At 71.9% G+C, this 13,639-nt stretch carries 15 protein-coding genes; 3 read left to right on the top strand and 12 right to left on the bottom strand.

The features are described from left to right. Positions 1–549: 549 nt before the first annotated feature. The 6 genes from ACZ6TB_RS33490 to ACZ6TB_RS33465 all read right to left on the bottom strand — a co-directional run bounded on the left by ACZ6TB_RS33490 (position 550) and on the right by ACZ6TB_RS33465 (position 6,983). A complete protein-coding gene (locus tag ACZ6TB_RS33490) occupies positions 550–1,485 on the bottom strand; it encodes a sirohydrochlorin chelatase (protein WP_465561286.1) in 936 nt (311 codons plus the stop codon). Beyond that, the gene (locus ACZ6TB_RS33485; RefSeq protein WP_465561283.1) at positions 1,467–2,228 is read right to left on the bottom strand and encodes a phosphoadenylyl-sulfate reductase; all 762 of its coding nucleotides are present in this window, start codon (positions 2,226–2,228) and stop codon (positions 1,467–1,469) included. The genes ACZ6TB_RS33490 and ACZ6TB_RS33485 overlap by 19 nt, the downstream gene beginning before the upstream one ends. Beyond that, a complete protein-coding gene (locus tag ACZ6TB_RS33480; protein WP_465561280.1) occupies positions 2,225–2,392 on the bottom strand; it encodes a hypothetical protein in 168 nt (55 codons plus the stop codon). The genes ACZ6TB_RS33485 and ACZ6TB_RS33480 overlap by 4 nt, the downstream gene beginning before the upstream one ends. Further along, a complete protein-coding gene (locus tag ACZ6TB_RS33475; protein WP_465561277.1) occupies positions 2,389–4,083 on the bottom strand; it encodes a nitrite/sulfite reductase in 1,695 nt (564 codons plus the stop codon). Before ACZ6TB_RS33475 ends, ACZ6TB_RS33480 begins: the two co-directional genes overlap by 4 nt. A gap of 284 nt (positions 4,084–4,367) precedes the next feature. Then, the gene (locus ACZ6TB_RS33470) at positions 4,368–5,927 is read right to left on the bottom strand and encodes a sensor histidine kinase (protein WP_465561275.1); all 1,560 of its coding nucleotides are present in this window, start codon (positions 5,925–5,927) and stop codon (positions 4,368–4,370) included. A 9-nt stretch (positions 5,928–5,936) separates the two neighbouring features. Then, positions 5,937–6,983, bottom strand: coding sequence for an SIS domain-containing protein (locus ACZ6TB_RS33465; protein WP_465561509.1), 1,047 nt, complete (start codon positions 6,981–6,983; stop codon positions 5,937–5,939). A gap of 162 nt (positions 6,984–7,145) precedes the next feature. On the opposite strand from ACZ6TB_RS33465, the gene ACZ6TB_RS33460 reads away from it, so the two are divergent. After that, the gene (locus ACZ6TB_RS33460; protein WP_465561272.1) at positions 7,146–8,681 is read left to right on the top strand and encodes a tetratricopeptide repeat protein; all 1,536 of its coding nucleotides are present in this window, start codon (positions 7,146–7,148) and stop codon (positions 8,679–8,681) included. A gap of 2 nt (positions 8,682–8,683) precedes the next feature. On the opposite strand, the gene ACZ6TB_RS33455 is transcribed toward ACZ6TB_RS33460, so the two are convergent. Then, complete coding sequence (locus tag ACZ6TB_RS33455; protein ID WP_465561507.1) at positions 8,684–8,902, bottom strand: biotin/lipoyl-binding carrier protein; 219 nt, start codon at positions 8,900–8,902, stop codon at positions 8,684–8,686. Positions 8,903–8,997: 95 nt separating this feature from the next. Here ACZ6TB_RS33455 and ACZ6TB_RS33450 point away from each other — a divergent pair, with 95 nt between their 5' ends. Continuing rightward, entirely contained in the window at positions 8,998–9,072 is a 75-nt protein-coding gene (locus ACZ6TB_RS33450; protein WP_369814844.1) for a 50S ribosomal protein bL37, read from the top strand. A gap of 63 nt (positions 9,073–9,135) precedes the next feature. On the opposite strand, the gene rsrA is transcribed toward ACZ6TB_RS33450, so the two are convergent. From rsrA to ACZ6TB_RS33425, 5 genes are all read right to left on the bottom strand, one after another. Next, entirely contained in the window at positions 9,136–9,414 is a 279-nt protein-coding gene (rsrA, locus tag ACZ6TB_RS33445) for a mycothiol system anti-sigma-R factor (RefSeq protein WP_465561269.1), read from the bottom strand. A gap of 1 nt (position 9,415) precedes the next feature. Further along, the gene (locus tag ACZ6TB_RS33440) at positions 9,416–10,198 is read right to left on the bottom strand and encodes a sigma-70 family RNA polymerase sigma factor (RefSeq protein WP_465561267.1); all 783 of its coding nucleotides are present in this window, start codon (positions 10,196–10,198) and stop codon (positions 9,416–9,418) included. A gap of 93 nt (positions 10,199–10,291) precedes the next feature. Further along, positions 10,292–10,906: an alpha/beta hydrolase family protein gene (locus ACZ6TB_RS33435; protein ID WP_465561264.1), complete on the bottom strand. Its 615-nt coding sequence runs from the start codon at positions 10,904–10,906 to the stop codon at positions 10,292–10,294. Between the two features lie 96 nt (positions 10,907–11,002). Further along, positions 11,003–11,398, bottom strand: coding sequence for a WhiB family transcriptional regulator (locus ACZ6TB_RS33430; RefSeq protein ID WP_465561261.1), 396 nt, complete (start codon positions 11,396–11,398; stop codon positions 11,003–11,005). A gap of 192 nt (positions 11,399–11,590) precedes the next feature. Beyond that, positions 11,591–12,268: an SOS response-associated peptidase gene (locus tag ACZ6TB_RS33425; RefSeq protein ID WP_465561258.1), complete on the bottom strand. Its 678-nt coding sequence runs from the start codon at positions 12,266–12,268 to the stop codon at positions 11,591–11,593. A gap of 78 nt (positions 12,269–12,346) precedes the next feature. Here ACZ6TB_RS33425 and aroA point away from each other — a divergent pair, with 78 nt between their 5' ends. Beyond that, positions 12,347–13,639: a 3-phosphoshikimate 1-carboxyvinyltransferase gene (gene aroA / locus ACZ6TB_RS33420; RefSeq protein WP_465561255.1), complete on the top strand. Its 1,293-nt coding sequence runs from the start codon at positions 12,347–12,349 to the stop codon at positions 13,637–13,639.

The raw sequence follows: 13,639 nt of genomic DNA, 5'->3' as shown, positions 1-13,639 counted from the left end.
AGTGTCGTTCCCCCGCCTCAAGATCGAGATGTCGTGCGTGGGTGGTGGGTGACGGACCGTCGCTCCCGCCGGGACCCGGCCGGGCCGAGCAGGCCGCTGGCGCGCCCAAAACGCTCCCCCCGACCGGGCGACGTGCGTGAGTGGTGACGCTCACCCCAAAACCCCGGGTGGCCCCGCTCTCCCGTGGCGACCAAAGGCAATGCGCCCGTGGCAGCTCCCAGGAGGCGCCCGTGGGCAGCTCCCAGGAGGCGCCCGTGGGCAGCTCGCAAGAAGCGCCTGTGGACAGCTCGCGAGAATTGTCGTAGCCCGGCCGTAAAGTCGGCCCCACCCAGTTTTCGGGTGGGGTGCAGGTCGGCGGCGTTCGGGCGAGCCGAATGGCGGCTGACACGGCGGCTGACGCCGACCTGACACGACGGCTCACGCGGCGCGGCCCACGGCGGCTCAGCCGGCGGCTCACCCAGCAGCTCAGCCGGCGGCTCACCCAGCAGCTCAGCCGGCTGCTCACGCAGCTAGGGCGGGGGGCTCACGCAGTAGCGCCCGGGCGGCGGCTCAGGCGGCGGCTGCGGCAGGAGCGGCCACGGCGGCGTTCACCCGTTCGGTGACGAGGCCGACAATCTCGGGGGCGTCTCCCAGCGGCTCGGCCACCGCGACCGCCCCCGCGTCGAGGGCCGACCGCGCCGCGATGTCGTAGAGGCGACCGGGCGCCAGGAAGTACGACGCCACCCCGATGCGGCGGGCGCCGGAAGCCCTCAGGAGATCTACAGCGCCGCCGGGGAGGGGTGGGGCGGCCGAGGCATAGCCCACGGCGCACGGGACGCCCAGGCGGGCGCTGAGGGACTCCGCGGACCATTCGACCGTTGCCCGGGCCGCGGCGTTGCGGGTTCCGGCCGCGGCCAGCACTACGCCGTCGAGGCCCGCGGCCGGCAAGCGGCGGACCAGAGCGTCGATCAGCAGCGGCGGCACGAAACCCGCGGAGCCCAAGCCCGCAGAGCCCAAGCCCGCAGAGCCCAAGCCCGCAGAGCCCAAGCCGGCAGAGCCCAAGCCGGCAGAGCCCAAGCCGGCAGAGCCCAAGCCGGCAGAGCCCAAGCCCACAGAGCCCAAGCCCAAAGAGCCCAAGCCCGCGGCGTCAACCGGGAACGGCGCGCGCGGGACCGGCCCCAGCACGTCGGCGAGAGCGACCGAAACCGGCAGATCGGCGGCCGCCGCCGCCGAAAGCACGGCCGGAATGTCCACCCGCCCATGGAACGCCTTGGTCAGCAGCAACGGCACGACAACCGCCCGCCGGCCGGGCAGCGACGCCAGCACCTCCAGCGGGCGCGGGCCGGCGTGGTCCAGGTAGGTCGCGTGGACGTCCCACGACGGGCACGCCCGCCGGACGGCCCGGGCCAGCGCCGAAGTCGCCGCCGCGGCGCGCGGGTCGCGGCTGCCGTGGGCGACCAGGACCACGGCGAGCCGGTCGGCTGAGGTCAGACGTGCAGACCGCATTCGGTCTTCTCGAACATCGCCCAGCGGCCCGCGCGCGGGTCCTCGCCGGCCTTGGTGCGCCGGGTGCACGGCCAGCAGCCGATCGACCCGTACCCCTTCTTGAACAGCTCGTTGACCGGCACGTTCCACCGGCTGATGTACCGGTCGACGTCGGCCTGGGTCCAGGCCGCGATCGGGTTGACCTTGACCTTGCCCTTCTTCGGGTCGAAGGCGACGACCGGCGTGTTGGCCCGGGTCGGCGACTCGTCGCGGCGCAGGCCGGTGGCCCACGCGTCGTACTCGACCAGGGCGCGCTCGAGGGGCTCGACCTTGCGCATGAAGCAGCACTCGTCGGGGCTGCGGGCGAACAGCCGGGGGCCGAACTCGCCGTCCTGCTGGCCCACGGTCATCCGCGGCCGGATCGAGCGGACGTTGACGTCCATGGTGGCGGCGACGATGTCGCGCACCTTCAGCGTCTCGGGGAAGTGCAGGCCGGTGTCGAGGAAGACCACGTCCACGCCGGGCGAGACCCGGGAGAACAGGTGCGCCACCACCGCGTCGGCCATCGAGCTGGTCACGCAGAAGCGCGCGCCGAACGTGTCGGTCGCCCACTTGGCGATCTGCTCGGCCGGAGCGCCCTCGAGGGCGGCGGCCGCGTCGAGCGCGAGCGCCTTGAGCTCGTCGGGGGTGCGACGACCGGCCTCGGTGACGGCGGGCGCGCCCAGGGCGACGAGGTTCAGTGAAGTAGCGGCCACGATGGTCATCGATTGACTCCCTTGGAGAGCGACGACAGCAACCCGTTGAACTTGACCGTGAAAACCCGGCGGCAGGAGTGGCACTCCCACGCGCCGTGCGACGCCTCGTTGGGGTACAGGTCCTCTTCCCCGCAATAGGGGCAGTACAGGGGCGCGGACCGGGCGTCGCTCATTTGATGAGCTCCTCGTCCGCTCGAACCACCCAGGTGGCGAACGTCTCCTGAGCCGAGGACCGGTCGGCCAGGTAGTTCGTGGCGAGGCGCTCGACGTACCCGGGAAGCTCTTCGGCCGTGGTCTTGAGACCCCGGACCTTGCGCCCGAAGCCGGCGGTCTCGCCCTTGGTCATGCCGAGGGCGCCGCCGAGGTGCACCTGGAAGCCCTCGACCTGGTTGCCGTTCGCGTCCATCACGAGCTGGCCCTTGAGGCCGATGTCGGCGACCTGGGTGCGCGCGCAGGCGTTCGGGCAGCCGTTGATGTTCACGGTGATGTCGGTGTCGAAGCCGCCGAGGCGCTCCTCGAGCCGGGTCACCAGGTCTGCGCCACGCTGCTTGGTCTCGACGATGGCGAGCTTGCAGTACTCGATGCCGGTGCAGGCCATCGTGCCGCGCCGCCAGGCCGACGGCCGCGCCTCGAGCCCGATGCCACGCAGCCCGGTGACCAGCGATTCCAACTGGTCGTCGGCGATATCGAGAACAAGGAGTTTCTGGTACGGCGTGAGCCGCACCCGCTCCGAGCCATGCTGCTCGACCAGGCTGGCGAGGCGCGCCAGTTGCGTGCCCGACGTCCGGCCCACGAGCGGCGTCGCCCCCACGTAGTTGCGCCCGTCCCGCTGCTTGTGCACGCCGATGTGGTCGATCGGCTTCTCCGGCAGCTCCGGCGACGGGCCGTCGATGAGCGTACGGCCGAGGTATTCCTTCTCCAGCACCTCGCGGAACTTGGCCGTGCCCCAGTCGGCGAGCAGGAACTTCAGCCGGGCCCGGTTACGCAGCCGGCGGTAGCCGTAGTCGCGGAAGATGCCGACGACGCCCTCCCAGACCTCCGGGATCTCGGCCAGCGGCACCCACGCGCCGAGCCGCTCGGCCAGTCGCGGGTTGGTGGAGAGGCCGCCGCCGACCCACAGGTCGAAGCCGGGGCCGTACTCGGGGTGGTCGACGCCGATGAACGAGATGTCGTTGGCCAGGTACGGCGTGTCGACCAGCCAGCCGATGTTGGTCTTGAACTTGCGGGGCAGGTTCGAGTACCGCTTGTCGCCGATGTAGCGGTCGAGGATCTCCTTGATCGCCGGCGACGCGTCGAGCTTCTCGTCGAGCGAGATGCCCGCCACCGGGCTGCCGGTCACCACCCGCGGGCAGTCGCCGCACGCCTCGGTGGTCTGCAGGCCGACCGCCTCGAGCCGGCGCCAGATCTCCGGCACGTCCTCGATGCGGATCCAGTGGAGCTGGATGTTCTGCCGGTCGGTGATGTCGGCCGAGTCGCGGGCGAAGTCCTGCGAGATCCCGGCGATGGTGCGCAGCTGGGCGAGGGTGAGCGCGCCGCCGTCGATGCGGACGCGCAGCATGAAGTACTCGTCCTCGAGCTCCTCGGGCTCGAGGACGGCGGTGCGGCCGCCGTCGATCCCGGCCCGGCGCTGGGTGTAGAGGCCCCACCAGCGGAACCGTCCGCGCAGGTCGGCCGGGTCGATGGAGGAGAACCCGCCGTGCGCGTAGATGTTCTCGATGCGCGAGCGGACGTTGAGGGGGTTGTCGTCCTTCTTGCTGCGCTCGTTGGGGTTGAGCGGCTCGCGGTGTCCGAGCGCCCACTGACCCTCGCCGCGCGCCTTGCGAGGGCGAGCGGCCGGTGTGCCTGGGGTGCTGCTGGGCGCCATGTCGGCGGTCCTCCGGGTTTACGTGGGCGCGCTGGGACGCTCACGGCATTTGGAGGACTCGTGACATCTGTGTCAGGAGAGTGCCGGCGCGTCTTGCGCGCCCGAACTCAAATCGGGCGGCGTCAGTAAGCCGGACACATCGCGCTGCGGACACGCCCGTAGTCAACGTGGCGACGTGCCACGAAGCGGCGGTCAACTGCAGCGGTCATGGGAGAAGCCTCTCACGCCCCGCCCTTCTGGGCCAGTGCGGTCCAGATTCCGGGAGTGTGGGTCGCAACACGCCGTTAACGTTTGCCCAGCGGCACCACGAGGACCGCCTCGGTGCCGCCGCCGGTCCGGTTGCGCAGCTCGATGCTGCCGCGCAGCTCGCCGGTGGCCAGCGCGCGCACGATCTGAAGGCCCAGCCGCCCGCTCGAGTCGGCCTTGAACTCGGGCGGCAGGCCCCGTCCGTTGTCGGCCACGGTCACGTGCAGCTGCTTGCGGAAGCGGTGGGCCGACACGACGACCTCGCCGTCGTCGGCCGGCTTCTCGGCCTCCTCCGCCTCGTCGATGTCATCGCCCTCGTCGGCCGGGAAGCCGTGCTCGACCGCGTTGATCAGCAGCTCGTTGAGGACCATCACGAGCGAGGTGGCGATCTCGGCCGGCAGCACGCCGAACGTGCCCTCGCGCCGCATCTTGACCGGGAACCTGGTCGCCGCGACCTCGGTGGCAGCGCTCGCCACCCGGTCGACGATGCCGTCGAACTCGACCGCCTCGTCGCTCGACATCGACAGCGTCTCGTGCACGAGCGCGATCGACGCGACCCGGCGCACCGACTCCTGCAGCGCCATCCGGGCCTCGGGGGCGTCCACCCGGCGGGCCTGGAGGCGCAGCAGGGCGGCCACGGTCTGGAGGTTGTTCTTGACCCGGTGGTGGATCTCCCGGATCGTCGCGTCCTTGGTCATCAGGGCGCGGTCCCGGCGGCGTACCTCGGTCACGTCGCGGACCAGCACCAGCGCGCCGATCGGCACGCCGGCCGGCAGCAGCGGCAACGCCCGGGTCAGCACGGTCGCGCCCCGGGCCTCGACCTCCTGCCGGGCCGGGGACTCCCCGCGCAGGGCGGCCAGGATCTTCTCGGCGGTGTCGGTGCCCTCCAGCGGGTCGGCGGCCAGCCGGCTGGTCAGCGTCGAGAGCTCCTCGCCGACCAAATGCGCATTGAAACCGAGGCGCCGGTACGCGGACTGAGCGTTCGGGCTCGCGTAGGTGACCTTGCCGCTGGCGTCCAGCCGGATCAGGCCGTCACCGACCCGCGGCGCCGACGTGGTCTCCCCCGGATGCCGGGGCGGCGGGAACGTCCCGTCGGCCACCATCTGCGCGAGATCGTCGGCCGTGGTCAGGTAGTTGAGCTCGAGCTGGCTCGGGGTCCGGGCGGTGGAGAGGTTCGTGTCGCGCCCGATGACCGCGATGACCTCACTCCAGCCTTCCTCGCGATCGGTCTCGTCACGAAGGCGTACCGGAATCGCCTCATGCCTTGCCGGGGTGTCGCCGTACCAGACCGGATCGCCCTCGCGCCAGATGCGCTCCTGGGTGAAGGCGATGTCGAGGTGCGCCACCTCCGGACCGCCGACGATCTTGCCGACCTGGTCGTCCTGGTACGCCGTCGGCGCCGTGGTCGGCCGCACCTGCGCCACGCAGAGGAAGTCCCGCGGCCGGCCCGGCTCGGACCGGACCGGCACCCACATCAGCAGGTCGGCGAAGGAGAGGTCGGACAGCAGCTGCCAGTCGCCGGCCAGCCGGTGCAGGTGGTCGATGTCGGCGGGGCCGAGGCGGGTGTGCTCCTCGGCCAGATCACGCAGGGTGGACACGCTTCTTTTCTACAGGGTCGTGGTTACCTTCTTGAGTCCGCGCGGCGCATCCGGGTCCTCGCCGCGGGCCAGCGCGAGCGCCAGGGCCAGCTTCTGCAGCGGCAGGATGTCGAGCAGCGCGCTGTGCCGCTCGTCGGCGACGGCCGGCACGGAGAGCCGCCCGGCGGCCCCTTCCACGTCCGACGCGCCGATCGTCACCACGTCGGCGCGGCGCTCGGCGAGCCGGCCCACCACGTCGCGCATCGACCGGCCGCCCGGGCCGTCGCCCACCACGGCCAGCACCGGCACGTCCGGGTCGGTCATCGCGAGCGGGCCGTGCAGCAGGTCGGCGCCGGAGAAGGCGAGCGCCGGCAGGTAGGAGGTCTCCATCAGCTTCAGGGCGGCCTCGCGGGCGGTCGGGTACGCGTACCCCCGGCCGGTGGTGACCATGCGGGAGGCGAACCGGTAGCGCTGGGCGAGGGCGTCGGCCGCCGGGTCGGCGAGCGCGTCCTCGGCCAGCTGGGGCAGCTTGTCCAGCGCCGCCCGCTCGTCGTCGGGCAGCCGACCGTCGCCGGCCCGGATCCCCTCGATCAACAGCAGCAGGGCGAAAAGCTCGGCCGTGTACGTCTTGGTGGCCGCGACCGCCCGCTCGTGCCCGGCGGCGACGTCGATCGACAGCTCGGCCGCCCGCGCCAGCGGCGACTCGGGGTTGTTGGTGACCGCGAGGGTGAGGCCGCCGGTTTCCCGCGCCGCGCTGAGCACGCCGGTGAGGTCGGGCGAGCCGCCGCTCTGGCTGACCCCGATCACCAGGGTGTCGCGGAAGTCGGGGCGGGCGCCGTAGAGCGTGATCGCGCTCGGCGAGGCGCTGGCGACCGGCAGGCCGAGGCGGATCTCGGTGAGGTAGGCCCCGTAGAGGGCCGCGTGGTCGGAGGTGCCGCGCGCCACGAACATGACGCTGCGCGGCTTGCGACGGGCCACCTCGGCCGCGATGGCGGCGATCGGGCCGCCGTGCGCGCCGTTCTCGCCGTCGAGCAGGCGGGCGAAACCTGCCGGTTGTTCCGCGATGTCCGCCGCCATGCCATGGCCCCGCTGCACCACGTGTTCCTCCCCAGTTGAGCACTTCTCGCGCAGTTGGTGCGCAGTCTTGCAAGAAAGAGCTTACTTCGTCAACGTTTCGCGCAGCAATGCGCAGGAAACCGGGACTGACATTCAGGGCTCTCTTCCCCTACTGTTCTCGCCGTGGAACAACGCCGTGCCGCCGACCGCGCGATCGAGCAGGCAAGGTCGGCCCTGGCGCGCGACGAGCCGGAGTCGGCCGCCGATCACCTGGCCGGCGCGCTCACGCACGCGCCGACGCTGCCCGAGGCGCACGAGTTGCTCGGCCGCCTCGCCGCGCAGCCCGGCGGCGGCCTCGACCTGTTCCCGCTGCTGCCGCACGTGACGGCCGGCGGGCTGGCCGCGCGTGCCCACCTGCTCGCCGCCGCCGGCCACCCGGAGGACGGCCTGCCCCTGCTCGCCGCCGCCAGCGGGCGCGCACCCGGCAGCGACTGGGCCGGGGTGCCCTGGGTCGGCGATCCGGCCCTCGGCGTACGCATCGAGCCCGGTCTGCTCGTTCAACTTCTCATGCGGTTGTGCACCGCCGTGGGCGATCCGGCGCCGGCGGTCACGCGCACGACGCTGGCGCCCTACCTGACCGTCGCCCGCTATGCGGTGGCCGCCCACCCCGAGCACGCGATGCTGCTCGGCGCCGGCTCCGCGCTGGCCCGGCGCATCGGCGAGACCGCGCTGGCGGTCGACTGGGCGGCGCGCGGCGCACGGTCCCGGCCGTCCAAGCTCGCGGAGATCTGGCTGGGCTACGCGTACCGCAGCGCCGGCCGGGTGCCGGAGGCGCTCGCCGCCCTCCGCCGGGCCGTCGCCCACGATCCCGACGACCTCTCGGTGTACGCCGACATCGCCGGCACCCTGGCCGACCACGGCCGCCTCGAGGACGCGCTGAACTGGGTCGACCGCGCCCTCGAGCGCGACCCCGAGTACGACTGCGCCGTGCACACCGCGCACCGGCTGCGCCACCGGGCCGACGGCGACCTGGCCCACCTGGTGCGCCTCGCCGACTTCATCCGCGACCACCCCGACGAGTCGCACGAGCACACCGACCTGGCCGACTGCTGCCGGGACGTCCCGTGGCTCAGCGGCGCCCCCGCCGCCGCGCCGCTTCCGCGCGGCACGGTGACCGGCACGTCCGAGCCCTCGGCCGAGGCCGTCCGCCGGCTGCGCCAGGTGGCCTCGCTGTCCTGGTCCCACCCGCCGGCCGCCTACGACGCCGCGGTTCAGCTGATCATGGTGCAGCCGTACGACCTGCTGGCCCTGCTTGCCCACCCGCCGGCCGACGTGGCCGCGCCGGAGATCTGGGCCTGTCTCGGGCTGCTGCACCACGGCACCGAGGACGCCTGGCCCGACTCGGAGCGCCGCCGCCTGCTGCTCGACCTGCTCGACGGCGCGCCCGACCGGGTGACCGAGGCCGCCCTCTTCGCGCTGATCGTCACCGCCTGGATCGACCCGGCGGCGCGCGACGACGTGGCCACGATCGTCACCGGGCGGCTGGGCGAGGTCGCCGGGCGGCCGGGTGCGCGCTCGGTGGCCGAGCTCGCGCTGGCCACGCCCGACCTCGGCGCCGAGGCGCGCGGCACGGCGGCCGGCATGATCCGGGCCGCGATCATTCCCCGCCAGCGGGTGCGGGGCCGCAGCCGGCTGCTGCTGCGCTGGCGGCGTTCCTAGATCTAGGCGCCGATCACCGCGATCAGGTCGCCCTCCTGGACGACGTCGCCCTCGTTGACGGCGAGCTCGGAAAGCGTGCCGTCCGACTCGGCGACCACCGGGATCTCCATCTTCATCGACTCGAGGATGACCAGGGTGTCGCCCTCGGCGACGGCATCGCCCGCCTTGGCGACGACCTTCCACACATTGGCCACCATCTCGGCCCGGATCTCGTCGGCCATCGCGGAACCCCTCTTCGTCGAGCAGTCGGTACGCGTCATCAAATCATGGACGACTACGATCGGCCCGGAAACATGCCACGAACAGGAGTCCACCTATGGCCAAGAAGTCTCGTAAGAAGAAGGCCCGCAAGAAGAGCGCGGCGAACCACGGCAAGCGCCCCAACTCCTGAGTTCGGGCCTCCAACGCGAAAGCCCCCGGCAGCAGTGGCTGCCGGGGGCTTTGTCGTCGCTGGTCAGGGAAGGTACTCCCGGGTCTCGACCTGAACCTCGAGCTGGTCGAGCTTGATCCGCAGACGCTCGCGCAGCTCCTTGGGGGCCGTCTCGTCGCCGCAGCAGCGGGCGACCAGGGCCTTCACCTCGTGCTCGATGCCGTACTCGCGAAGGCAACCGGTGCAGTCGTCCAGGTGCTTCTGGATCAGCGCCCGCCGGTCCTCGCTGCACTCCAGGTCGAGGTAGAGATAAACCTCGCTGATGACGACGCCGCAATCAGGCTCGTGCTCCTCGCCGTTCACGTCACGCCTCCAGAGGTTCCGAAGCGGTCCGGGTGATGCCCCGGTCGACGGCGTACTGCTCGAGCAGCTTGCGCAGGTTGCGCCGGCCGCGGTGCAGCCGGGACATGACGGTGCCGATGGGAGTACCCATGATGTCGGCGATCTCCTTGTACGAGAAACCCTCGACATCGGCGAGGTAGACGGCCAGGCGGAAGTCTTCCGGCAACTGCTGGAGAGCGTCCTTGATGTCGCTGTCGGGCAGGCGGTCGAGCGCCTCGGTCTCGGCCGAGCGCAGACCCACCGACGTGTGCGACTCCGACGAGGCAAGCTGCCAGTCGGTGATCTCCTCGGTCGGCGACTGAATCGGCTGCCGCTGCTTGCGCCGATACGAGTTGATATACGTGTTCGTGAGGATGCGGTACAGCCATGCCTTGAGGTTGGTGCCCTCCTCGAACTGGTGAAACGCGGAGTACGCCTTGAGGAACGTCTCCTGCACCAGGTCTTCGGCATCGGCCGGATTGCGCGTCATCCGCAGCCCAGCCGCGTATAGCTGGTCCACGAACGGCAGCGCGTCACGCTCGAAGCGTGCGCGTCGCTCGTCCGTGCGTTCTGTCTGGGCCACCCTGGACTCCCCCCTCGACCGCCCCGCCGAGGATACGGGTAGTGCCCCACTTGAAGCTTCGAAAACCGCCGGTGTTGTGACACTCACCGATGGGGTGGCGGGCGATGGTTCGGCGGCGGGCCACTCCGGGGCGCTCAGAAGGTTGCGCATGCGCCCCACTTCGCCACTGCCACGCTCGACCATCTCGTATCCGGCTCGCACCTCTACCAAACCCCTTCCGACGTACAAGCTCGCGGGTTGTACAACCGCGCCCCCGCAAGTTGCATTCCCACCGCGTCAGCTGGGCGGATGGGCCCATCCGTGCCGCCGGAGCCAGGCGACCGCGAGCTCGGCGGTACCCCGGACGTCCTTACGAAGGTCGTGCGTGGCCCCCGGCCGAACGAGCACCTCGACATTCTCGGAGGCATCGGGCACGCCGAACGGGTCCCGGTCGCCGTTGAGCACCAGCGTGGGCAGGTCGGCGGGCAGCTCATCGGCCCGGCTCTTCTCCGGCCTACCGGGCGGGTGCAGCGGAAACGCCAGCGCGAGAACCCCCGCGGCGCTGAGGCCGGGCGCGGTCCGGCAGGCGACGCGCGCTCCGCTGGACCGGCCTCCGAAGATCAACGGAATATCCCGTACGCCGAAATGCTCCACCACCGCGGACCAGGCCTCGTCGAGCTGGCCCGCCGGAGCGGGTGCCCGCCGCCCGGCCATCCGATAGGGCTGGGTAACCAGGATCACTCGCACCCCGGCCGCGGCCGCGGCATCGCGCACCGCCACCAGATCGGGCGCGTCGACCCCGCCGCCGGCGCCGTGCCCCAGGAAGAGCACGCTCACGGGCGGGCCGGCGCTCTCGACGACGCGGATGCCGGCCGGGCCACGTGGGGTCGCGACTTCCTCGGTGCTGGTCACCGCCTTATGTAACCAGCGTTCACGGGCATGATCCAGCGACCCGCGGCCTCTTCTCGACTTTCCGGCCGCGGGTCGCTGGATCGGTGCGTATGTGCGCTAGCGGCTGATCGGAATCAGCGTCAGCAGGCGGCGGTCTTCCTCGTCGGGACCGTCGTCGACCGGTTCGCCGTTCGGATTGACGCGCTCACGCCAGGCGACGAGCATGGCCCGGCGCTCGCGCGGCGTGGTGCCGCCCCAGACGCCGTGACAGTCGCCGACCTGCAACGCCCAGGCCAGGCAGGGACCTTGCACCGTGCAGCTGCCGCACAGCGAGACAGCGCTTTCCGACGGCTCGTTCGGAGCCGGGAAGAACGTCTCGGGATCGACGCTGCGGCAGGCGCCACGCGTGCGCCAAGCCTCATCGGAGCGTCGTTCCTGGATTGCTGCGAGCAGTCTCGGGTCGCGTCGTGCGATGGCAACCTCGTGCGGACGCGGCATACGAGCCCGTGTCATCAGCCCACCTCCCCCGTGGGACCGGTGTTGCGCATGGTGACCCGTCCGCTCCCTGCGGAACGGCACCACTCCGGCGCTGGTTTGTATCGCACCGTAGAAGATCAGAACAAGGGTCTTATCTATCTCGAAACAAAGTTAGCCTTTGAAAAAGCGCACATAAGCCGACAAAATCCCCCGTTGATCAGGAAGTTCTCAGAAAAGTGTTGCCTCGGCGTGCGGCTCGACCAACTCCGGTCCGTTGTTACGAACGTTGCCGACGGAAGGCCCCACCGGTCGCACCTCGATGGCCTCCAGCTCACTGTCGGTCATCGGCCGTAACAGCTCGACGGGGTCGCCGCCGCCGGCCAGCCAGCCGGCCCAGCGGTCGCGCGGCAGGATCAGCGGCATGCGGTCGTGCACCCGGGCCAGGCCGCCGGACGACGCCGTCGTAAGCACGCTGCATGTGCGCACCGGCTCCGGCCCCCACACCGACCAGATGCCGGCGAGCGCGAGCGGCGAGCCGTCGAGCGGGGTCATGTAGTAGGCCTGGCGCTCCTTGCCGGAGCGGACCCACTCGAACCAGCCGTCGGCGGGTACGAGGCAGCGGCGACGGGCGAAGGACGGCGCGAAGGCGGGGGAGGTCGCCACGGTCTCGGAGCGCGCATTGATCATGCGGGCGCCGCCGCGCAGGTCTTTCGCCCACGGCGGCACGAGGCCCCAGCGCGCGGTGTCGAGCACGCGGGCGTCGTGGCTCGCCGAGACCCGCACCAGGGGCACGGGATCGGTGGGGGCGACGTTCCAGCTCGGCCCCAGGCCCTCGGTGACGTCGACGGCGTCGAAGAGGTCACTGAGGTCGGCCTCGCTCCGCGTCGTCGCGTACCGCCCGCACATGGAGCGCAACGGTACGCCTTCCGAAACCATCCCGGGGGGCGGGAATGCTCCCGGAAAATGTCGTAGCCCGGCGGCACAATGGCGACCGTGACAGCTGAACCTCGCCCCTGGCTCGCGCCGGCCTCGTCCGCCCCGGTCAGCGCCGGCGTGCGCCTGCCCGGCTCCAAATCGATGACCGCCCGCGCCCTGATCCTCGCGGCGCTCGCCGACGGCCCCTCGGTGATCGAGCGGCCGCTCCGCGCCCGCGACACCGAGCTGATGTCGGCCGGTCTGCGCGCGCTCGGCGTCGCGGTCGACACGAGCGACGAGGTGCGCTGGCGGGTCGAGCCGGGGCCGCTGCGCGGTCCGGCCCGGGTCGACGTGGGGCTGGCCGGCACGATCATGCGGTTCCTGCCGCCGGTCGCGGCGCTGGCCGAGGGCACGGTCGAGTTCGACGGCGACCCGCATGCGCGCAAGCGGCCGATGGGCCCGATCGTGGCCGCGCTGCGCGGGCTCGGCGTGGCGATCGAGGCGTCGCCCACCGGCGGCCTGCCGCTGACCGTGCGCGGCGGCGGCCTGGTCGAGGGCGGCGAGGCCGTGATCGACGCGTCCGGGTCCAGCCAGTTCGTCTCCGGTCTGCTGCTGTCCGCACCCCGCTTCACCAAGGGGCTGGTCCTGCGTCACGAGGGGCCGCCGGTGCCGTCCGCGCCGCACCTGCGCATGACCACCCACATGCTGCGCGCCGCCGGCACCGTGGTCGACGAGAGCGTGCCCGACGTGTGGGCGGTCGAGCCCGGCCCGCTGCACGGGCGCACCTGGGTCATCGAGCCCGACCTGTCCGGCGCCGCGCCGTTCTTCGCGGCCGCCATGGTCACCGGCGGGTCGGTCACGCTGTCCGGCTGGCCGGCCGAGAGCTGGCAGCCGGTCGCCCAGGTGATCGAGCTGCTGCGCAGCCTCGGCGCCGAGGTGTCCCAGACCGACGAGGGGCTGACCGTTCGCGGCACCGGCACGCTGCGCGGCATCACGGCCGACCTGTCCGAGGTGAGCGAGCTGACCCCGGTGGTCGCGGCCCTGGCCGTCCTGGCCGACGGGCCGAGCGAGCTGCGCGGGGTCGAGCACATCCGCGGCCACGAGACCGACCGGCTGGCGGCGCTCGCCACCGAGCTGACCAAGGTCGGCGCCGCGGTGACCGAGTTCCGCGACGGGCTGCGCATCGAGCCCGGGACGCTGCGGGGGGCTTCCTTCGAGACGTACGCCGATCACCGGATGGCGCACGCGGCCGCGGTTATCGGACTCGCCGTCCCGGGCATCGAGCTCACCGACGTAGCGTGTACGTCGAAGACGTTGCCCGAGTTCCCCGAACTCTGGGCGGGACTCGTGGCGAGGAGCTAG

Source organism: Actinoplanes sp. NPDC051537, assembly GCF_055586105.1.
Note: the sequence above shows the minus strand (reverse complement) of the source record. Positions and strands in the feature narration are given on the sequence as shown.